Source organism: Aeromonas sp. Y318-3 (genome assembly GCF_027706185.1).
Lineage (GTDB): Bacteria > Pseudomonadota > Gammaproteobacteria > Enterobacterales > Aeromonadaceae > Aeromonas > Aeromonas veronii.
This window is the reverse complement of record NZ_JAPDCN010000007.1, coordinates 102,730-123,096: the sequence shown is the minus strand read 5'-3', so window position 1 is coordinate 123,096 and position 20,367 is coordinate 102,730. Positions and strand designations below refer to the sequence as shown.

Here is a 20,367-nt window from a genome sequence, read left to right as displayed (position 1 = left end):
CTAGTCACCCACTGGTTTGCTGCCTGCCGGTTTGTATAGTGCAGAGGAAATTAATCAGATTGGACAGGAGTACCCATGGAGATGAATTCGCGTGCTCTTCGCGCACTGGCACTGCTGGGCGCCTTGCTGGCTGGCAGCACGACCGTACACGCCTCCGAGACCCTCAATACCATTTTGGGTGGCGGTGCAGGCGGGGTGGCGGGCACCATGATCGGCAAGGAGTTGGGGGGCGATACCGGTGCGCTGGTTGGTGCGGCCATTGGCGGCGCAGCTGGTGGTGCGGCGACGGCCAACAAGGGCAACAAGAATGAAGCGGCCCTTGGCGGCGCGGTGGGGGCGCTGGGTGGTGCCGCCATCGGCAAGAGTGTCGGTGGCGATACCGGCCAGCTGATCGGCGCCGGCGTTGGCGGGGCGAGCGGCTCAGCCATCGGTGCCAAGACCGGCGATGGCCACCAGAGTCAGGATCGCTATTACGATGATGATGACCACCATCACAAGCACCACAAAAAGCACAAGAAGCATAAAAAACACAGATGGCATGACGACGATTGATCGCCATCTGTCGTGAATGGTGGGAATGAAACAACGGGGCCAGTGGGCCCCGTTTTGCATGTTTGATCAGACCAGCCGGTGCTGGCGGCGACCGGCGGCAAAGGCGTTGATGTTGTCGATCAGCTGGTCGGCCAGCCGCTGCATCGACTCCTCGCTGGCCCACGCTACATGCGGGGTGAGGATGAAGTGGGGGTATTGCAGCGCCTTCATCAGGGGATGGTCGGGGGGCGGGGGTTCGACGCTCGCCACATCGAAACCGGCGCCGCCGAGACTGCCGTTGGCCAGCGCCCGCAGCAGCGCCTCCTCATCCACCAGACCGCCACGGCCGACGTTGATCAGCAGGGCGCCCGGTTTCATCAAGCCCAGCTCCCGCTCGCCAATCAGGTTGCGGGTATAGGGGGTGAGCGGGCAGTGCAGGCTGATCACATCCGAGCTTTGCAGCAGCTCGTCGAGGGGCAGGCGATCCTCGTCGTGGCTGCCACCGATCTGGCTCTGGGCGTAACGCACTGTCATCCCCATCCCCTTGGCCCGTTCGCCGAGCGCCTGACCCAGAGTTCCCTTGCCGATGATGCCAAGCTGCTTGCCGTGCAGATCCATGATGTTGTGATCGAAGAAGCAGAACTGGCCGCTCTGTTGCCAGCGCCCCTCCAGCAGCGACTGGCGCCAGCAGAAGAGGTTGCGCGACAGGGCCAGCATCAGTGCCATGGCATGTTCCGGCACCGAGGGGCCCGAGTAGTTGCGGATGTTGCATACCCCGACGTTGGCCGCGCGGCACGCCTCCAGATCCACGTTATCGCTGCCGGTGGCGGCGAGCGCGATGAGTTTGAGCTCCGGCAACTGGGCCAGCTCGGCGGCGCCGATGCGCACCTTGTTGATGATGGCGATGCTGGCATCTTTCAGCCGCTCGACCACCTGTTCCGGGGCCGTGCTGGGATAACTCTGCCAGTGGTGGGGAAAGTCGGGATGATGCAGGGTGATGCCCGCATCCAGGGTATCGCTGTCGAGAAACACAATCTGCTGCATGGGCCTTCCTGCCATTGTTCAGGTTCGAGAGGCCATGATGCCAAAGAGGATGCAGTCAGGGCCAGCCTGCCGCTGTGTCATGGCTGGGCTTTATCCGGCAGATGTGAGCTGGCGCGTGCTTTATTGCGCCACGGTGGCGGCCGGTTTAGAGCCAGCCCAGATGGTTGAGCCAGCCCTGAATGCGGGTGGGGGTCTCCTCCAGCTCCATCAGGGCGTAGGGGCGATAGTTGAGCTTGTTGCTGCGCCGGCTCTCGCTTTTGCGGGCCTCGGCGGCCAGCAGGGGCCAGCGACCGCCATCCTCCTGATAGAGATCGAGTGTGGGGATGGCTCCTTGAGCCACCTGTTTGGCCAGTGTCTGGTTGCTCTGCTGATTGGGGAAGAAACCATCGAGCAGCACCAGTGCATCGGGGGCGGGCAACTGTTCGCTGGCGATGAGGTTGGTGGTCCAGGCGGCGCCGGTACCTTGCGCCAGGATCAGCTTGAAGCCCCCCTCCTGCAGCTTGGCATCGGCCAGCTTGCTGATCCGCTCGGCAAACTGCTTGCGAAACTCATCGCTGTTTTTCGCTTTTTTCTCGGCGGCTGGGTCCAGTTCGGTCTGTTGGGGGGAGGGCAGCAGCAGCAGGGTATCAAAGCCCAGTCGGCCGAGGGCGCGAGTCAGTTGCCACAGCTGGCCGCTGCGCTGCCAGTCGGGTAGTAAAATGGCGAGCCCCAGATAGTTTTCACTGTCGTGTTTGGCGAACAGCACCGTCTGCTTGTCGATCCGGGTGGCTTCGGGTTGCCCTTTCCAGTCGCTTGCTTGCCAGTGATCGAGGGGGAGTGGCTCCGCGATGGGCGGTGCAACGTCGCTCGCCTGCGCGACATGGCCAGCCAGCATGGTCAATAACAGCAGTGATAAGGATAATCTGGCCATAGTGTGCTCCCCCGGTTAATCGGGTTAGCGGCGGCGGTGGGATTTTCTGAAGGGGGAGGCGGTGTTGTGGCCGTGAACAGGCAATAAAAAAGCGAGCCGGAGGCTCGCTTTTTTGCAATCAATTCAAAGCGGTCAATTAGTTGACGCGACGCTTGAATTCACCGGTGCGGGTATCGATTTCGATCTTGTCACCGATCTCTACGAAAGCGGCAACAGCCAGCTCGTAGGTAGTGCCTTTCAGACGGGCAGGCTTGGTCACTTTACCGGAGGTGTCGCCACGGGCAGCCGGTTCGGTGTACTCAACTTCGCGCACGATGGTGGTCGGCAGTTCTACGGAGATGGCTTTCTCGTTGTAGAAAGTCACTTCACACAGATCTTCCATGCCGTCTACCAGGTAGTTCAGCACGTCACCCAGGTTGTCTTTCTCTACGTCGTACTGGTTGTACTCGGTGTCCATAAAGACATACAGGGGGTCGGAGAAGTAGGAGTAGGTGCACTCTTTACGCTCCAGCTGAACAACGTCCAGCTTGTCGTCGGCTTTGAAGACAGTCTCGGTGGCGCTGCCGTTCAGCAGGCCTTTCAGCTTCATTTTGACCACGGCGGAGTTACGGCCGGATTTGTTGAATTCAGCCTTCTGGACCACCATCGGCTCGGTGCCGATCATGACTACGTTACCAGCGCGGATTTCCTGAGCGGTTTTCATGTAAAAAATTCCTGTTCGTGAAACGGACGGATAAAAACTGCCAGATTATATACGGCTTTCCAGAAATTTCACCAACCTCGTGACGAGATCCCCATCCCGGAGCAACTTCTGTGACCAGCTTCGCCCATGTTGCTGCCAAATGGCGCTATATCGGGGCCATTGGGCCCAAAGTTCGCCGCAATCTTCGCCACGGTTGAGAGCCAGATTAAAGCGGCGCAGCCATTGAGCGCACTCGGCGGGCAGACCGGATAAGTAGTGGTCAAGGAACTGCTCCAGCTTGACCAGATGGGCCTCCTCCTCCTGCTGGTAGATGTGCCAGAGGAAAGGACGAGCCGCCCACTGGGCCCGCACGAAGGAGTCCTCCCCACGCACCAGATTGAGATCGCAGCTCCACAGCAGCCGATCGTAACCGGCCTGATCGGTCATCGGCAGCAGCTTGATGGTGAGGTTACCCGAGTGGAGCAGATCCCCCGCTTTGGCTGCAGGGATGGCATCTTCAAGGCTCGCGCCGCGCAGCACATCTTGCAGCGAGCGCCCCAGCGGTAGCAGCAGGGTGACGGGCGTAGCGCTCTGGCACCAGCTCTCGACCAGACTCTTCAGCGCATTGCTCTCGTAGGTAAAGAGGCTGACCCGCAGCTCGTGCTCTTGTCTGGGCGGCAAACCGAGACTGGCCCAGTAGGCGGTAAGTCCCGCATCATCTTGCTGCCACTGCTCCCGTTCGGCGATGAGGTCGCGTTCGCACAAAAGGCCGCCGGTTTTAGCGGTAAAGCCTGGGAAGAAGAAGTATTTGTTGAGGCTTTTATTGCCAACCCGCTGGGGCGAGGCGAGGCCGTGGCAATCCTCTACCCAGCTCTCCGCCGAGAGGTACTCCAGATTGATCCAGCATGGGGGGCTGGGTTGGCTCGCCATCAGCTCTATGAAGGGGGCGGGCAGCTCGCAGGCAAAGGCCTCGATCACTACCCTGGCCGGGGTCATGTCGGTCGGCAGGGTCTCATGCCAGTGTTGGATATAGATCCCATCGACCCACTGGCCATCCTGTGCCGGGTCGAGCCCCGGACAGATGCGGGCAAAGCTTGCCAAATCGTCCACCCAGAGGCGCACCTGAACCTCATTGCTAGGTTCCGCAATATTCCCCTCCCGTTTTAGCTGGCGGGCGAGTCGCCAGGTGACGCCGATGTCACCGAAGTTGTCGACGACGCAGCAGAAGATGTCCCAGTCAAACGGGGGTAGGGGAGTAGTCATGGCTCAGGATCCCAGATGCAAAAAAACCGGTGCGCAGGGTAGCACACCGGTTGACAGGCTTCTAACCGTCAGCGCGTGACGGCGGTCTGTGGCAGGTTACTCCTTGCCGTAGACGTTGTTCTCTTGTTCGCGTACCCGGATAAAGGTGGTGCGCTTGGTGAGTTCTTTCAGCTGGCTGGCACCGACGTAGGTACAGGTGGAGCGCACGCCGCCAAGAATGTCGCGCACTGCGTTCTCGACCGGGCCGCGGTAGGGCAGCAGTACGGTTTTTCCCTCGGAGGCGCGGTATTCCGCGACGCCGCCGGCATGTTTGTCCATGGCGCTGGAGGAGCTCATGCCGTAGAACTTCATGAAGGGTTCACCGTCTACATCGACGATCTCGCCACCGCACTCCTCGTGGGCTGCCAGCATGCCGCCCAGCATCACGAAGTCGGCGCCGCCGCCGAATGCTTTGGCGACGTCGCCCGGGCAGGTGCAGCCGCCGTCACCGACGATCTGGCCGCCGAGGCCGTGAGCCGCATCGGCACACTCGATGATGGCGGAGAGTTGCGGATAACCGACACCGGTCTTGACGCGAGTGGTGCAGACCGAGCCCGGGCCGATGCCGACCTTGACGATGTCGGCGCCGGAGAGGATCAGTTCTTCGACCATCTCGCCGGTCACCACGTTGCCCGCCAGAATGACGTGGTTGGGGCAGGCTTCACGAATTTTGCGCACGAACTCGACGAAGTGTTCGGAGTAGCCGTTGGCCACGTCGACACAGATGAAACGCAGCGCTTCGGACATGGCGAGGATTTGGCGGGTCTTGGCGAAATCTTCAGCCGAGGTGCCGGTGGAGACCATCACATGGCCCAGCAGCGCCGGGTCGGTCTCGTTGACGAAAGCTTGCCACTGCTCAAGGCTGTAGTGTTTGTGTACCGCGGTCATCATCTCGAAACCGGCCAGCGTGCGTGCCATGGCGAAGCTGCCGACGGTATCCATGTTGGCGGCGATAACGGGTACGCCTTGCCATTGGGTCTGAGTGTGTTTGAAGGTGAACTGACGGGTCAGGCTTACTTGGGAACGGCTCTTGAGAGTAGAGCGCTTGGGGCGGAACAGGACATCCTTGAAACCGAGCTTCAAGTCTTCTTCGATACGCATTACAAATTCCTTATTGAGCCTTGTTGAAAGTCACTTTTGCAGTGGCAAATTTTCGGCAGGCGCAAAAAAACCGGTGGTTTTCAGGCCCTCCGGTTTACAACAGTGTAGGCAAAAATCCCTTCAGAACAAGACTGATAATTTGTAAATCCTTGTGGTAGCCTTTGGCGTCACAACCTGAGGTTAACCACCAGTTTCATCCAGCACCGTTCGGTGCCTTGCTCTCCTACGATATTCCTGCCCGCTTGGGCCGCCGTTCGGCCACTCTTTGTCCTCTCTCTCCTGACCCGCCAGATATTATCCAAGTAGCTGAAATAAATCGGATTGACCCACAATGGGACTGTGGTAGATCTGGGCGCAGGATTGACAAGGCAGGGCAGTAAAATGGGCAAGATGATGGTGGGGATCACCCTGATGCTGGCACTGTGTGGCAGTGCGCTGGCTGAGACCCCGGCCAGCTATGGCTGGATCGAGAAGGGGCTTATTTTGCCTACCGGCGTGGCGGTGAAGATGAAACTCGACACCGGGGCGCTCACCTCTTCCCTCGATGCACGCTCCATCACCAGATTCAAACGGGATGGCAAGCCCTGGGTGCGCTTCATGCTGGTGGTAACTGATGCCGACAGCGGCAAGCTGGTCAAACAGCAGTTCGAGCGGCGGGTCGAGCGCAGCGTGACGGTGCGCGGGGCGGGCGGCATGGAGCAGCGGCCAACGGTGACCATGTCCATCTGTCTGGGGGACAAGGTGTATGAGGAGTGGTTTACCCTGCGGGATCGCAGCAAGATGATCTATCCGGTGCTGCTGGGCCGACGTCTGCTGGCGGAGCTGGGCCCGGTGGATGCCAGTCGAACCTTTACCGTGCAGCCAGATTGTCATTGAAAGTAAAGAGCCCGCATCGCGGGCTCTTTACTTATCGCTTATCTTGCCGGCGGGAGCGGGAGTAACACGCTCACCTCCAGCCCCCCTTCCGGCCGGTTGTGGACATCGAGGTCGGCGCCGTGCAGTTGGGCGATGCGTGAGACGATGGCCATGCCGAGCCCCACGCCATCCCCCTGCTGGGGATTGACCCGAAAGAAGCGTTCATACAGCCGGGGCAAGGCACTGGCGGGAATGCCGGGGCCGTTGTCGCTCACATCCACCCTCACCCGGTTGCCCTCTCGCTGAACCCGCACCCTGATCTCGCCCTCCGGCTGGGTGTAGCGCAGCGCATTGTCGATGAGATTGCTGAACAGCAGTTCGAGCAGGGTGGCCTGCCCCATCACCAGTTGCGGCACTTCACACTCCAGCGACAGCTGCTGATCCTTCTTGAGGGCAATGGGAGCCAGGGTCGCGAGGGTGCCTTGCAGCAGGTGGCCTATCTCCAGCTCGGTCAGCACCAGTCCCTGCTGGTTGTCGATACGGGCCTGGGTCAGCAGTTGGCGGATCAGCCGATCGCTGCGGTCGAGGGCCTGCAGCATCTTGTGCAGGGATTGCTGGCGGCTGGCGTCATCATCGGCAGCCAGGGCATTTTCACTGTGGATCCGCAGCACCGCCAGCGGGGTGCGTAGCTCGTGGGCCGCCTCGTTGGTAAACTGTTTCTCCCGCTCTATGGTCTCCGCCAGCGCCTGCATCAGCCGGTTGATCTCGTTGGTGAGGGGCGTCAGCTCCTGCGCGCTTATCTTGAGGCTGAGCGGGCTCAGGTTGGCGGGGTGACGTTCACTGATGGCCTGGGCCAGCTGACGCAGGGGGGCCAGCCCGCGGGTGATGAGCCACCAGAGCAGGGCCAGCAGGAAGGGCAGGGTGATCAGCAGCGGCAGCATGGTGAGGGTGGCCATCTTGCTGGCCAGTTCGCTGCGCTCGTCGTCCCGCTCCGCCACCACCAGCCAGGTCTGCTCCTGCTGGTTGTAGAGGGTGAAGGTGCGCCACTGGTGATTATCTTTTTCGACCGTGTCAAAGCCGATGGCCAGGGTGACCAGCGGCTGCTCCGGAGCGCTGGGGGCGCGAAGCAGCAAGCCGCCCTTTTCATCGAGCAGCTGGAAGTAGAGATTGCGTTCGAACTCGTGGCCGTAGGGGGTGATCTCCCGATCCTCGCCAGTCAGGTTGAGGCTGGGGTCTTTTTGCCACTCATCGGGATTTTGCGCCTCCCACTCCTGATAGACGGTACCGTTGGCGGGCAGTTGCCCCTGCTGGGCCATGTAGCGGGCCAGCAGTTGGTTGGTGATGCGGGCCGACTGGGCTAGGCGGGCATCAAACAGCTCCTCCATTTCGTGGCTCGCCTCCATGTAGCCGATAAAGGCGCTGATGGTGAGACTCAGGCTCACCAGCGTCAGGATACCGGTGAGCAGAAAGCGGCGAATGGAGCGGGGGCGTTTCATCGTGCGGGTGTCCGGCTTGGCTGTTCGAGCTGGGGAATGATGTAACCGACCCCGCGAATATTGCGGATGAGGTCGCTGTAGAACTTCTTGCGCAGATGGTGGATATGCACCTCTACCGCGTTGCTCTCGGCCCCTTCATCCCAGCCGTAGAGGCTCTGTTGCAGCTGATCCTTGCTCAGCACCCGGCCGCTCTGGCTGATCAGCTCCTGCAGCAACTTGTATTCGTGGGGGGTGAGTTTGACCGCCTCCCCCTGATAGGTGACCTGCTGGGATTCGGGATAGATAAGGATATCGCCATACTCCAGCACCGCCTGAGCCTGCCCCTTGCTGCGGCGAACGAGGGCGCGCAGACGGGCGTTGAGCTCCTGCAGGGCGAAGGGCTTGACCATGTAGTCGTCGGAGCCGGCATCGAGACCGACCACCCGATCGTCCAGCGCATCGCGGGCGGTGAGGATCAGCACCGGCAGCTGGTGGCCCTCTCGCCGCAACTTGCGCAGCAGGCTGAGGCCATCGATGTCGGGCAGGTTGAGATCGAGGATCAGGGCGGCAAACTCGTCGCTCTTGAGGGCTGCCAGAGCGGGCAACCCCTGTTGCAGCCAGTCCACCGTGTAGCCGCTATGGCGCAGGGCATCCTGCATACCATCCCCCAGCATCACATCATCTTCTACCAGCAGGATCCGCATTCTTTTCTCCCTGTTTGTTGGGTGTGGCGATCTGGCTTAGCGCCAGGGTGTGCCGTGGCATAAACAACTCTGCCCACCAGTATGCAAGCTGGTGGGCAGAGTTTAAATAGTTCTTTGATCCATCAGGGTTTTATAGCTTGGCCAGCCGATCGCGGATCTCCATTCTGCGCCCTTCGTCGGCCACTTCGCGACCCGGGCGGGCCGGGGCAGCCAGCGCCTTGTCGAGGTAGGTTTTGGCCTCGGCCTTGCGACCCTGATCCAGCAGGAAGTCGCCATAGAAGAAGTTGGGGTCGATGCCATCCGGATTGATGGCCAGCGCCTGCTTGAGCAGTTGCTCTGCCTTTTCGTCATCGCCAAAGCCGACCGGCCACCCGGGCACCTGATAGTAGAGGGAGCCCAGACTGGTGTAGGCGGAGCCGTCCAGCGCCTTGGGATCCTGCTTGAGTGCCAGCTCCAGCTTGGCCTTGGCCTCTTTCACCAGACCCAGTGCCCCCAGCCCCCCTTTGGCCCCCGCCCAGGTGCTCTTGACGATGGCCGACCAGATCAGCAGATCGGCGCGAAAGGGCTCCTTGGCGCTGGCCGCTTCGGCCCGGGTGCTCAGGGTTTCGAGGCAGCTCTCTTTCGCCTTGCCGGTCTGTTGATACTGGCAGACGGCCCACTGTTGCTGGATGGGGACGAGGGCATCACCCGCGGCCATGACCGAGGAGGACCCCAGCAGGATGGCGATGGCACAAGAGGTCACTGATTGACGGAAAAAGTTCATATTAATGCTCCTTCTTGGTCGGGATCGGGCGGGACAAGTCTGGTTGTGGCGCACTGTTGGCGCCGGCATCAGTCGTCCCTGGCTGAAGATGACGGGCATAACGTTTGATGATCGGTAGCTGTCTGGCCAGCGCCTTGTCGACGATGCCGGGCAGCAGGGCATTGAGCCGCACGAACAGTTTTTCCGGCCAGCCGAGCCAGCTGCGGCGGGTTTCGTTGCACAGGGCGATGACCGCCTCTTCGGCCACCTCCTGCGGGCTGTCGGTCTGGGTGCCGAGCGCTGCATTCATCTCGTAAGCCGCTTCGGAATTGAGTTTGGTGCGGGTGGCGCGGGGGGCAAAATGCAGCACCTTGATGCCACTCCCCTCCAGCTCTCGTCCCAGCGCTTCGCTAAAGCCGCGCAGGGCAAATTTGCTGGCGCAGTAGACGCTGTAACCGGGGTAGCCGATGCTGCCCAGGCTCGACCCCATGTTCATGATGATCCCCGGCTTGCGCATGGTTGGCAGCAGGGCACGGGTGAGCTGGATGGGCGCCTCGATATTGAGCAGCAGTTGGCGCTCCACCTGCTCGAAGCTCTGATCTTCCAGCCAGGCAAACTGGTTGCAGCCAGCGTTGTTGATCAGGATGTCGATCCCGTCCTCCAGCGCAGGGTGTTGCAACAGCTTGGCCCGTTCCTGCGCAGAGCCGAGGTCGGCGAGCACCACCTGATGGCGCTCGGGATGGGGCAGTGACTTGCACAGCCGCTCCAGTGCCGGGCCGCGACGTCCGTGCAGTAGCAGGTGTGCCCCCTGGGCCGCCAGCTCCTGTGCCAGCTCCTCACCTATGCCACCGCTGGCGCCAGTGAGCAGCACGAGTTTCCCTTCAAGGTTCATGGTGTGGGCTCCCTTTTTGCTGTCTGCTTATCCGCTGCCAACTTACGGTGTGGCGGTGAGGTTGTAGAGCATCTCGCCGTAGAGGCGATAGACCACCTTGGTGGCGTGGATGATGGCGGCCTGATCCGCCGGACTTTCGACCCGATCCATCAAGGATTCAAAGAACTTGAGGTGCTCCTGATCCAGGGCGCCGTGGGAACTCAGGTAGCTCATCGCCTGGGGGGGCAGGCCGAGGCCCTTTTTCAGTTGGTCGGCGACGGTGAGGGCGATGGCCACGCTGGTGCCTTCCAGTACCTGCACCATGCCGAAGAAGCCCATGGGGTTGCCGCGCTGGATCTGGTCGTAGAGGAAGGCCACCATCAGCTCGATGGGCAGCCCGGGCTGGCCGTGGCGCACCGCCTCGGCATCACCGCCACAAGCGCGGATATCGTTGAGAATCCACTCCTGATGGCCATACTCCTCGTCGATGTACTCGGCAATGGCGCCGCGCACCCACTCGTACTCCTGACCCAGCTTGCCGCCGGTGGCCATCAGGAGTGGAACTGTGTGGCGCACGTGGTAGTAAGCCTGCGCCAGAAAGGCGAGATAGGTGTCACGGCTGATATCGCCACGGCGGCAGGCTTCGATAATGGGGGCGTTGAACAGATGCTCACGCTCACTGGCAGTGGCTTGTTGCAGAGTCTGGTAGAAGCTCATGACGATTCTCCTGTAAGGCATTGGCTGATTTGCCGGGAAAAGTGTTGGTAAATCTCGTTGCGACGGGGACGCCCGTTGGCGGTCAGCAGGCCGGGATGCTGGTCGAGTGCCACCGGCAACCAGTGGTGCAGCCGGGCATAATCGGGCAGCCGCTGGTTCAGACCGGCGATCTGGTGGGGCAGATCCGCCTCTTTGCCCGGCAGGGGCTGGATCAGCGCCACGTTGGCAGGCTGACCATCGCCAAACACCACGATGCGGGCGATGGCGGGGCAGAGCTGGGCCTCGGCTTCCACCCACTCGGGGGAGAAATTGCGGCCAAAGGCGGTGATCTGGACATTCTTCTTGCGCCCTGTGATATGGAGGTAGCCTTCTTCATCGAGGTGGCCCAGATCGCCGGTGGCGATCTGCATGGCAGAAGGTTCGCCGGTGGCGATCTGTTCGGGAGTCGGTTCGTTGCTGCCGAGATACCCCAGCATGGCGCTGCCGCTCACCATAATTTCGCCGTCGCTGGCGATGGTGACCTGACAGTGGGGCAGGGGGCGGCCGACGCTGCCGGGCTTGTCAGCATCCGGGCTGTTGAGCGCCACCACGGAGCCGCACTCCGAGAGGCCATACCCTTCGTATACCGGCAGGCCGAGCTGGCGGGCATGTTTGATCAGGTCGGGTGCTACCTTGCCGCCACCGACGGCAATAAAGCGCAGGCTCTTGAGCTGCTGGGCCAGCGTCGGGGTGCTGGTGCAGAGCGCCAGCAGCAGGCGCAGCAGTTCGGGCACCAGCACCAGACTGTGGGTCGGCCAGCGCAGCAGGGCTTCCCTCAGCATGGCTGGATTGAGCGAACTGGATCCGGTGAAACCGAGCTCCCCGAGGGACGGAATGCGGCTGCAGGCGCCGGTCAGCAGCGGCACATAGAGGCCGGTGATGTTCTCAAGCAGGGTGGCCAGCGGTAGCAGGGTGAGGTGTTTTTCCACCTTGGCTGGCGCGACCCGCTCGGCCAGCGCATGGCTCACTGCCATCATCTGGGTCAGTGACAGGCTGACGCCCTTGGGCTGGCCCGTGGTGCCGGAGGTGTAGGTGATCTTGGCAGTGCCCTTGGGCAGCGCCGGTCGATTGGCCGGGATATAGCGCCAGAGCGGCAGCTCGCCGGTGATCAGCGAGAGCGGCTCGGCGGCATGCCACCCCTGATGATATGGGCCCACCAGCGCATCGGCGCCGCTGCTCTCCAGCAACCAGGCCTGCTGGGCCTGACTGAAGAAGTGGGGCACAGGGATCACCACGATACCGGCGCGGGTGCAGGCGAGATCCAGCAGCGCCCAGGGCAGGCCGTTGTCCAGTTGCAGCGCCAGACGGCTGATGTCGAGCTGTTGCAGCTGGCTGGCCAGACGCTGGATCTGTTGCCACAGGGTCTGGTAATCGAGACGCTGCTGGCTGCTCAGCAGCGCAGGGGATTGCGGATCCTCGTGGGCATGTTTGGCGATGGCGTCGAACAGGCTCATTGGGCGCACCTTTTTTGATGGGTCTGGTTATCACTGCTCTCGCCGGCATCGTCAAACAGGGTCGGCATGGGGGCCAGCAGATTGAGCAGCAGGCTGCGCTGGGCCAGCACCTCGCGCCCCTGATTGATGTCGCCCACCATCACCTTGGGTTGGCAACGGTAGTACTCACCCCAGGCGTCGGCGTCGGCCCCCACCTGATGGGCCTGTGCGGGGGCCAGCTCCACCGGATTGAGTTGCAGGCGGGCAAAGCTGTTGCGCAGCTTGGCGGTGCCGGTAAAGACCACGTAGTCGAGGGCGTTTTCACACAGCAGACGACACAGGGCCGCGAACATCAGGCGGGCATTGCCCGGTTCGCTGCAGGCCAGATTGCCCACTTCGATAATGCGGTTGCGTACCGGATAGACCCCGAGGCGGGTATTGATGGCGGCCTCGATGGGTTGCTCCAGATACTGTTCCAGATAGAGAGGCCCCTCACTGGCATGATTGAGACCACAGGCACCGACCAGCGTCCCGTCCGCCCGATATAGCCCCAGCAGGCAGGGGAGAAAATGGGGGATGCGGGCGTTGAACTCGAGGGTGTAGGCGGCCTGGATATAGGCTTGCAGCGCCATGACCTGCTGCGGGGACTTGGCTAGCAGCAATCGGTAGGGGGCCTGGATCTCGATGGTCATGGGTGACTCCTTCTCTTGCGATGGTTTGAGAGTAAAAGGGCAAACTTAAGAAACCCTTAAGGAGCAAAAAAAGTTGTCAGCGAGGCAGCGGGCAGGCAATCTGCGCCGCTGTTATCCAACAGGAAGCCCCCAAGAGGAACCGCCATGTCATCCACCGTCCGCTGCCCCCTGTGTGCCAGCCATCGCAGTTATCCCCTGCCGGTGGCGGGCAAGCGCTATCATCGCTGCTTCGCGTGCGAGCTAGTCTGGCTGGATGAGGCGGATCATCTGGATGAGGCGGCGGAGAAGGCGGTCTATGACGGTCACGACAATCGGGTGGATGATCCCCGTTATCGCACTTTTTTGATGCGGGCTTTTGGCGAAGTGCTGGCGCGGGTGCCGCTACCTGCCAGTGGTCTCGATTTTGGCTGTGGCCCGGGCCCGGCGCTGGTGGCGATGGGGCGTGAGGCGGGTTACCAGATGGTGGGGTATGACAAGTTCTACGCCGATTTTCCAGAGTTGCTGATGTGTCAGTATGACTTCATCACCAGTACCGAGGTGATCGAGCATATCGCCGAGCCGCGCGCGGTGCTGGCCCAGTTGTGGGATTGCCTCAAGCCAGGCGGCCTGCTGGTGCTGCAGACCCAGCGGGTGCTCAGTGACGAGCGGTTTAAAAACTGGCGCTATCGCCACGACCCGACCCACATCGTCTTCTTTGCCGAGGCATCGTTTCAGGTGTTGGCCGCCAGCTGGCAGGCCGAGCTCAGCTTCCCCCACGCCGATGTGGCGGTATTGCAAAAAGGCACGCCCTGAGGCGTGCCTTCGTCTGTTACTCGTCGGGTTCGCCCGGCGCTACTCCTTGTAGCCCTTGTCCTGCCACTGGTAGTACATCAGGGCAGATTTGACGCCGATTGACTTGAACGGCTCTGGTGGCAGCCACATCGGCAGACTCTGCTCCGCGTGGTTGAACCAGGGGTGCTCCTTGCCTTGATAGAGGCTGGCCACGATGTCGCCAAACAGGAAGGAGAGGTTGATGCCGTGGCCGTTGTAGCCGAGGGCGTAGTAGATGTTCTTGTGATCCCCCATTACCCCCACTGCTTCGGTGCTGTCACCGGTCATGCCGAGTACCCCGTCCCACACCTGCTCAAATTTGATCCCCTTGAGGGCCGGATAGAGGGTCACCAGCTCGGTCATCATCATCTCGCTGACCCGGTTAAGATCGCCTTTGTAGTTGAGGCCGTCGTTGAAGACGTACTCGGCATTGCCGCCACCGATGACGATGCGGTTATCCGGGGTCAACACCAGATGGAACAGGATGTTGCGGGTGTCGTAGTAGGGCACCCGGCTCTGCCACTGGATGGCGTTAAGCTGATCCCGTGTGAGCGGCTCGGTAACTGCGCTCTGGGCGTGTACCGGGAAAACCCGCCCGCTGAAGTAGCCAAGCTTGGAGGTGTAGCCGTTGGTCGCCAGCACTATGCTGTCGGCGATCACCTTGTACTTGTCGGCTACATTGAGCTCGATCTGCTTGCCCTCCTTGATCCCCATTACCGGGCTCTGCTCGTAGATGGTGACGCCCGCCTGCTCCACCGCCTTGCGCAGGGCATTGACCAGCTTCATGGCGTGTACCTGACCGCCATTGGGGTCGTAGACCGCCCCCACATAGCGGTCGGTGCCCAGTTTCTCTTCGGTGGTATCGGCGTTCCAGTACTGGAGCGGGATGCCGAGGCGATTGGCGGTTTTCACATAGTCGCGGTACTCGGCGATATCCTCCTCATCGAGGATCGCCTCCACATAGCCATCGAGCTTGAGGTCGGCCTCGACGCCGGTTGAGGCCACCAGCGCCTGCAGCTTGTGCATGCTGGCGACCGTCAGATCATAGTGGCGCTTGCTCGCTTCCCCCTCTTCATAGAGGTCCATCACCTCGGAGCCCGGCAGCACCATGCCGCCGTTGCGGCCCGAGGCGCCGCTGCCGACCTGTTTGGCCTCGAAGATGGCAATCTTGAGCGACGGATTGGCCTTGGCCAGATGCCAGGCGCTGGAAAGACCGCTGTAGCCGCCACCTATGACGGCGATATCTACCTTCAGGTCTTGTGCCAGCGGGGCACTCTCCTCTGCCGGTTTCTCCTTGAACCAGTAGCTGGTGTTGGGCTCAAAGTCGCTCATTTTGGGGCCGCAGGCGGCGAGGAAAAAACAGCTGATACACATGGGCAACGCTCGTAGGCAGAGGGTGGTCGGGTTCATGGTTTGCTCCAGGTTCAGATTGCTTGTTCGGTGTTGCTGGCTGGTTGCACCGTATTGACACGGCGTCCGATATCCCGCAGCCGGGCAAGCTGGTCGGCAAGACCGGGCCCTTCATCCAGGCTGGTGACAAAATTCCAGAGGTAGGTCATCACAGCATAGACATGGCCTGCCGAGACCTGGGGCTGGACCATCAGCATGGTGATGGCCAGCAGAAACAGCAGGGAGGCGCTGATGCCGACCGCCAGAAAAGCGAGTGCCTCCCGATCCGAAATCCGGATGCGGATCCAGGCCAGCGCGCGGTAGTGGCGGGCGAGGTTGGCTGACTGGGCATGGGTGACCAGCTTGACCTCGTGTTCCAGTCGATCGTTGAGCCGCTCGTGCAGCAGCTGGTTCTTGCGCGAAAAGCCGGGCAGCAGCAGGCCGAACAGCAGCAATACCCCCATGCAAGCGATGCCGACCCAGAACTCGATCACCATCAGCATCACGGCCGCCCCGACGATGGAGATCAGGCTGGTGGCCAGGATCGGGATATGTTTCTCGAAGAAGTCGACAAACTCCCGCGCCAGAGTGACCCGAGCCACTATGGTAGATTGCCCCTCCTGCTGCTGGCGTTGGGTCAGGATCACCGGCACCGCCAGTGCCGCATAGATATGGGTAAAGGTGCGGGTATCGACCGCCCGGCGCAGGGCGCCGATGAGCCAGAACAGCAGCACGATGAGGGCGTAGCTTGAAGCCTGCCACCACTGGCCCTTGACGATGGCGTCGATGGCAAAGCCGGCGAACAGGGGATAGACCACCAGCAGGATATTTTCGAGGGCCACCAGCGAGAAGGTACCCGCCAGCTTGAGGGGATTGGCCCGTGCAATCGCCCCCAGCGAACGACCGGCCGAGTGTGGCAACGGCGTGGCCTGCTCGTCGCAACTGGCTGCCGAAGTGGTTGGTGTTGTCATGGGTTATCTCCTAAGATGTCGGAAACGCTAAGTTTGAGCGAGTGCTCAAAGTTTGTTTGAGCGACTGCTCAAAGTCAAGCAGAACGATGGATATCGCAGGAGGTCAGATGGCACGCCCATCAGCAGAACAGCGCAAAGAGATGATCATCGAGGCCGTACTGGCCCTGTTTCGAGAGAAGGGGATGGCGGCATCGTCAACCCGTGATATTGCCGAGCGCACCGGTCTGGCGCGCAGCCACGTCTACCACTACTTCAAGGATTGGAAGGAGCTCTGCCTCTGCGCCGTGGAGCGTTTCACCTATCAGGAGATCGCCGAGCAGCGGGAGTGGCTATTGCCGCTGCCGGCCCGCGAAGCGTTGCCGCTCTTTGTGCGGGACAACCTGCCGACCAGTCAGGATGCCTCCTGGGCCATCTATCTGGATGCCTGGAACGAGTCACTGCGCGACCCTGTGTTTGCCGAGAGCTACCGCAAAATCATTCTGGCGTGGCGCGAGGTGCTGGAGCTGATCCTGCAAAAGGGGATCGACAGTGGCGAGTTTGTGGCGGGCGATGCCCGGCGACTGGCGCGCCAGATCACCTCCCTCATCAACGGCTATGCCGATGACCTTATTCTGGAGCCGACCCCCGAGACGGTCGAGGCCACGTACCAAGAGATCATGCTGGTGGTCAATCAGCTGGTCTTGCCCCCGACTCACTCATAGCGGCGCAGGCACACAAGGGCGGGGAGGCATGCCAGCGTGGTGCCTCCTCCGGTTTTGTTGGCCATCCGCCGGGCGCGCGATGGTCAGATACCAGGGAGCGGTTGTTGATGTCGATTACCCATTTATCACTGCAAGATGCCCGTCATCTGCAACTGGCGGCGCAGGGGCTGCTGGCCCCCCGTCGCAGCAAGGCGACCCCGGCCGATCTGCTGGCCACCATTCGCCGCATGGCGCTGCTGCAGATCGATACCATCTCGGTGGTAGCGCGCAGCCCCTATCTGGTGTTGTTCAGCCGGCTTGGCCAGTATGAACCGCGTTGGTTGGAGCAGCTGCTGGCCGACGGCGAGATCTTCGAGTATTGGGCCCACGAGGCCTGCTTTGTGCCCAGCGAGGATTACCGGCTGCTGCGCCACCGGATGCTCGACCCCGTCGCCATGGGCTGGAAGTTTTCAGCCAACTGGCTCGCTACCCATCAGCAGGAGATTGGCCAGCTTATCGAGCGTATTCGCCAGCATGGCCCGGTACGGGCGGCTGACTTTGAACGCACAACCGGCAAGGGGAACGGCTGGTGGGACTGGAAGCCGGAGAAACGTCATCTGGAGGTGCTCTTTACCACAGGTCAGCTGATGGTGCGGGAGCGGCGCAACTTTCAGCGGGTCTATGATCTTGCCGAGCGGGTCATCCCCGAGTGGAACGACCAGCGGGATCTGCCGAGCGTCGAGCTGGCGCAGCGGGATATGGTGCGCGCCAGCTGTCGGGCGTTGGGGCTGGTCAAAACAGGCTGGGTTGCGGACTACTACCGGCTGCGGCGCGGCAAATATGACGCCTTGCTCCATCAACTGGCGGACGAGGGGGAGCTGTTGCCGGTACGGGTGGAGGGATGGCGGCACGGCGCTTTTGTGCACGCCTCGCTGGCCGATGAGCTGGTGCAAGCCAAGGAGGGCCGTCTCAAGGCAACCCATACCACCGTCTTGTCGCCGTTCGATCCGCTGGTGTGGGATCGCAAACGGGCCAGTGAACTGTTCAACTTCGACTATCGCATCGAATGCTATACCCCGGCCCCCAAGCGCCAGTATGGCTACTTCGTGTTGCCCTTGCTCCATCGTGGCAAGCTGGTGGGCAGGATGGATGCCAAGGCCCATCGCCAGCAGGGGATCTTCGAGATCAAGAGCCTCTATCTGGAAGCTGGTGTGAGAGTGACCCGCACGCTTGCACAGGATCTGGCGAAAGCCCTGCAAAAGCTGGCTGACTGGCACCAGACGCCGCAGCTTCGTTATGGTGCCATTCCGGCCAATTTGCTGACGTTGTGGCATGAAAGCGCCCCTGCAAAGTGAGCACTATCTCTTCTGGGCTAAGCTGCAAGAGGGATAAACAGTTCGGGAGCGGGAGATGAGACGAGCGGCAACATGGTGGGCGGGATTGGCGATGGCTATCTTGTCCCCCGCGCTATGGGGGCAAGAGCCACCAGTGAAGATCTGTCTGGGGGAGGGCAACGAGTGGGCCCCCTTTACCTACTGGGAGCGCAAGGACGGTGTGCCCGATACCAGCCGCCTGACCGGTTCGGCGACGACGCTGGTGCTCGATGCATTGCAACAGAGCGGGCTCTCGCACCAGATCCGCTATCTGCCCTGGGCGCGGGTGCAGCAGGAGCTGGCGGATTATCGCCAGAATGGTCTGTGCGAGCTGACCTGGGATGCCAGCTACAAGCCGGAGCGGGCCGAGTTTGCCTTCTACAGCGTTCCCCTCTATTACACCCACCTCGGTTTCTTCTATCTCAAGCGCCGCTACCCCGAACCGCCGGATCTGCAGACGGTCAATCGTTCCCGGGTGTGCGGGGTGATTGGCTACAACTACACACCCTACGGGCTTGCGCAGGAGCCACGCCGGGTCAAGCAGTTGCAGCAGGCGCTCGATATGCTGGAGCGGGATCGCTGCGACTTTCTGCCGAGCGAAATCGAACCTCTGGTGGCAGGCATCAGCCTTGGCATTTACCGCAGCGAGAGTGGGTTGCTCAATCTCGCCCTGCCCAGCCGCAAGGGCTTCTATCTGCTGGTGAGCAAGGGCTCCCCCCGCGGTCACCAGCTGGTGAACATCCTCAATCAGTCGCTGGTGGCATTTCAGGAAGGGGGGCATACGGATGAGGTGATGCGCCGCTTCTTGCCACCGATGGAGTAATAGCGAAGGGTTGCTGTCATTCAGGGGGAGCAGATAAACAGAGGGCCAGCCGGTGCAAACCGGCTGGCCCTTTTTTACGTGAGAGCTTGTCAGTCTGCCAGGCGGGTCAGTACCTTCACCAGCAGCTCGATGCGCGGGGCAATGCTGGCCAGATCCAGATACTCCTCGTCACTGTGGAAACCGGCACCGATGGGGCCCAGACCATCCAGAGTGGGAATGCCGAGGGCGGCGGTCAGGTTGGCATCGGAGCCGCCCCCCACCTCTTGCCAGCTGATTGGCAGTCCCAGTTCGACGCCACACTCCTCCACCAGCTGCATCAGTGCCTGGGTGCCCTCTGACGGCACCATGGCCGGTTTGTGGGCCTCGCGGGTCAGCTGGATGGTGACGCCGTTCAGATGCGGCCGCTCGGCCAGGGTCAGCAGATGATCGTTGATCTGGTGGTACTCCTGATTGTCCCAGAAACGGACATCCACCACGGCGCTGGCATGGGCTGGCACTATGTTGGCGCCGTTGCCCCCCTCGACAATGCCGATGTTGAGGGTGGTGCCGCTATCGAAGTTGGTCAGGGCGTTGATGGACAGGATCCAGTGGCCCAGCTCGGTGATGGCGCTGCGCCCCTTCTGCGGTTCGTTGCCTGCGTGAGCCGCCTTGCCGGTGAAATCGATCCGATAACGGGCCATCCCCTTGCGCGCCTTGACCAGCGAGCCATCTGCGCGGGCCGCTTCGGCCACCAGCACCTGTTTTGCCTGTTTGGCCATCGTTGCCAGCCAGTCGCTGGAGTGCAGGGAGCCGATCTCCTCATCCGGGTTCATGCAGACGCAGATGCTCAGGCGATCGCGCACCTCGCGGGGCAGTTCACGCAGGGCATAGACGATGTTGAGCAGGCCGGATTTCATGTCGGAGACACCGGGACCGTAAGCGCGCTCGCCATCGATGCTCATCGGGCGGGCGGCGGCGGTGCCGAGGGGGAAGACGGTATCCATGTGGCCGATCAGCATTACATCGATCTGCGCCGCATCAGGCTGGTTGCGGATCTCCAGTCCCACCCCGGCTGCGCCGCAGTCGACCCGCTTGATCTGCCAGCCGCCCATCGCCTCATATTTGGCGGCCATCAGGTCGGCCACTGCCGCAATGCCCGGCTGGTGCAGGGATCCGCAATCCAGATTGATCAGCGGGGCCAGTTCGGTCAGGTATTGATCCAGAGAAAAAGTCATTGCTTGCTC

General features: G+C 61.6%; 21 protein-coding genes. 6 read left to right on the top strand and 15 right to left on the bottom strand.

Features of this window, described 5'->3' with window-relative positions; all coding sequences use genetic code 11:
* The first annotated feature begins 75 nt into the window (after positions 1-75).
* Positions 76-552 carry a YMGG-like glycine zipper-containing protein gene (locus OKB77_RS11675; RefSeq protein WP_071913044.1) on the top strand — a complete coding sequence of 159 codons (477 nt, stop codon included), beginning with the start codon at positions 76-78 and terminating at the stop codon, positions 550-552.
* Between the two features lie 66 nt (positions 553-618).
* On the opposite strand, the gene OKB77_RS11670 is transcribed toward OKB77_RS11675, so the two are convergent.
* The 5 genes from OKB77_RS11670 to OKB77_RS11650 form a co-directional block, all read right to left on the bottom strand.
* On the bottom strand, positions 619-1,575 hold the full coding sequence (locus tag OKB77_RS11670) for a D-2-hydroxyacid dehydrogenase (RefSeq protein ID WP_204479982.1): 957 nt from the start codon (positions 1,573-1,575) through the stop codon (positions 619-621).
* A 145-nt stretch (positions 1,576-1,720) separates the two neighbouring features.
* Positions 1,721-2,485, bottom strand: coding sequence for a DUF3530 family protein (locus tag OKB77_RS11665; protein ID WP_270817694.1), 765 nt, complete (start codon positions 2,483-2,485; stop codon positions 1,721-1,723).
* 136 nt (positions 2,486-2,621) lie between these two features.
* Positions 2,622-3,188 carry an elongation factor P gene (gene efp, locus OKB77_RS11660; RefSeq protein WP_005335100.1) on the bottom strand — a complete coding sequence of 189 codons (567 nt, stop codon included), beginning with the start codon at positions 3,186-3,188 and terminating at the stop codon, positions 2,622-2,624.
* A 45-nt stretch (positions 3,189-3,233) separates the two neighbouring features.
* Positions 3,234-4,430, bottom strand: a complete 1,197-nt coding sequence (gene earP, locus OKB77_RS11655) for an elongation factor P maturation arginine rhamnosyltransferase EarP (protein ID WP_270817693.1) — start codon at positions 4,428-4,430, stop codon at positions 3,234-3,236.
* Positions 4,431-4,526: 96 nt separating this feature from the next.
* Positions 4,527-5,570, bottom strand: a complete 1,044-nt coding sequence (locus OKB77_RS11650; RefSeq protein ID WP_005348017.1) for a GMP reductase — start codon at positions 5,568-5,570, stop codon at positions 4,527-4,529.
* A gap of 381 nt (positions 5,571-5,951) precedes the next feature.
* Between OKB77_RS11650 and rloA3 the strand changes: the two genes are divergently transcribed.
* Complete coding sequence (gene rloA3 / locus OKB77_RS11645; protein ID WP_202001782.1) at positions 5,952-6,446, top strand: retropepsin-like aspartic peptidase RloA3; 495 nt, start codon at positions 5,952-5,954, stop codon at positions 6,444-6,446.
* A 38-nt stretch (positions 6,447-6,484) separates the two neighbouring features.
* On the opposite strand, the gene OKB77_RS11640 is transcribed toward rloA3, so the two are convergent.
* The 7 genes from OKB77_RS11640 to OKB77_RS11610 all read right to left on the bottom strand — a co-directional run bounded on the left by OKB77_RS11640 (position 6,485) and on the right by OKB77_RS11610 (position 13,098).
* The gene (locus tag OKB77_RS11640) at positions 6,485-7,921 is read right to left on the bottom strand and encodes an ATP-binding protein (RefSeq protein WP_270817692.1); all 1,437 of its coding nucleotides are present in this window, start codon (positions 7,919-7,921) and stop codon (positions 6,485-6,487) included.
* Entirely contained in the window at positions 7,918-8,604 is a 687-nt protein-coding gene (locus OKB77_RS11635; protein ID WP_005335091.1) for a response regulator, read from the bottom strand. The genes OKB77_RS11640 and OKB77_RS11635 overlap by 4 nt, the downstream gene beginning before the upstream one ends.
* A gap of 130 nt (positions 8,605-8,734) precedes the next feature.
* Entirely contained in the window at positions 8,735-9,367 is a 633-nt protein-coding gene (locus OKB77_RS11630) for a tetratricopeptide repeat protein (RefSeq protein WP_203118643.1), read from the bottom strand.
* Between the two features lies 1 nt (position 9,368).
* Positions 9,369-10,238 carry an SDR family oxidoreductase gene (locus OKB77_RS11625; protein ID WP_270817691.1) on the bottom strand — a complete coding sequence of 290 codons (870 nt, stop codon included), beginning with the start codon at positions 10,236-10,238 and terminating at the stop codon, positions 9,369-9,371.
* Positions 10,239-10,280: 42 nt separating this feature from the next.
* Positions 10,281-10,934, bottom strand: a complete 654-nt coding sequence (locus OKB77_RS11620) for a TenA family transcriptional regulator (RefSeq protein ID WP_159144231.1) — start codon at positions 10,932-10,934, stop codon at positions 10,281-10,283.
* Entirely contained in the window at positions 10,931-12,427 is a 1,497-nt protein-coding gene (locus OKB77_RS11615) for an AMP-dependent synthetase/ligase (RefSeq protein ID WP_159144230.1), read from the bottom strand. The genes OKB77_RS11620 and OKB77_RS11615 overlap by 4 nt, the downstream gene beginning before the upstream one ends.
* On the bottom strand, positions 12,424-13,098 hold the full coding sequence (locus OKB77_RS11610) for a thermostable hemolysin (protein WP_270817690.1): 675 nt from the start codon (positions 13,096-13,098) through the stop codon (positions 12,424-12,426). The genes OKB77_RS11615 and OKB77_RS11610 overlap by 4 nt, the downstream gene beginning before the upstream one ends.
* 144 nt (positions 13,099-13,242) lie before the next feature.
* Here OKB77_RS11610 and OKB77_RS11605 point away from each other — a divergent pair, with 144 nt between their 5' ends.
* Positions 13,243-13,890: a class I SAM-dependent methyltransferase gene (locus OKB77_RS11605; RefSeq protein ID WP_236376116.1), complete on the top strand. Its 648-nt coding sequence runs from the start codon at positions 13,243-13,245 to the stop codon at positions 13,888-13,890.
* Positions 13,891-13,929: 39 nt separating this feature from the next.
* Here OKB77_RS11605 and OKB77_RS11600 read toward each other — a convergent pair whose 3' ends face one another.
* Together OKB77_RS11600 and OKB77_RS11595 are read right to left on the bottom strand one after the other, a co-directional pair.
* Positions 13,930-15,318 (bottom strand): NAD(P)/FAD-dependent oxidoreductase, encoded by a 1,389-nt coding sequence (locus OKB77_RS11600; RefSeq protein WP_270817689.1) that lies wholly within the window; start codon positions 15,316-15,318, stop codon positions 13,930-13,932.
* A gap of 14 nt (positions 15,319-15,332) precedes the next feature.
* The gene (locus OKB77_RS11595; RefSeq protein ID WP_270817688.1) at positions 15,333-16,268 is read right to left on the bottom strand and encodes an ABC transporter six-transmembrane domain-containing protein; all 936 of its coding nucleotides are present in this window, start codon (positions 16,266-16,268) and stop codon (positions 15,333-15,335) included.
* A gap of 107 nt (positions 16,269-16,375) precedes the next feature.
* On the opposite strand from OKB77_RS11595, the gene OKB77_RS11590 reads away from it, so the two are divergent.
* From OKB77_RS11590 to OKB77_RS11580, 3 genes are all read left to right on the top strand, one after another.
* The gene (locus OKB77_RS11590) at positions 16,376-16,969 is read left to right on the top strand and encodes a TetR/AcrR family transcriptional regulator (RefSeq protein WP_139494128.1); all 594 of its coding nucleotides are present in this window, start codon (positions 16,376-16,378) and stop codon (positions 16,967-16,969) included.
* A 107-nt stretch (positions 16,970-17,076) separates the two neighbouring features.
* Positions 17,077-18,303 carry a winged helix-turn-helix domain-containing protein gene (locus OKB77_RS11585; RefSeq protein WP_270817685.1) on the top strand — a complete coding sequence of 409 codons (1,227 nt, stop codon included), beginning with the start codon at positions 17,077-17,079 and terminating at the stop codon, positions 18,301-18,303.
* A 91-nt stretch (positions 18,304-18,394) separates the two neighbouring features.
* The gene (locus OKB77_RS11580) at positions 18,395-19,144 is read left to right on the top strand and encodes a substrate-binding periplasmic protein (RefSeq protein ID WP_103250772.1); all 750 of its coding nucleotides are present in this window, start codon (positions 18,395-18,397) and stop codon (positions 19,142-19,144) included.
* Positions 19,145-19,233: 89 nt separating this feature from the next.
* Here OKB77_RS11580 and OKB77_RS11575 read toward each other — a convergent pair whose 3' ends face one another.
* A complete protein-coding gene (locus tag OKB77_RS11575; RefSeq protein ID WP_270817683.1) occupies positions 19,234-20,358 on the bottom strand; it encodes a M20 family metallopeptidase in 1,125 nt (374 codons plus the stop codon).
* Positions 20,359-20,367: the final 9 nt, after the last annotated feature.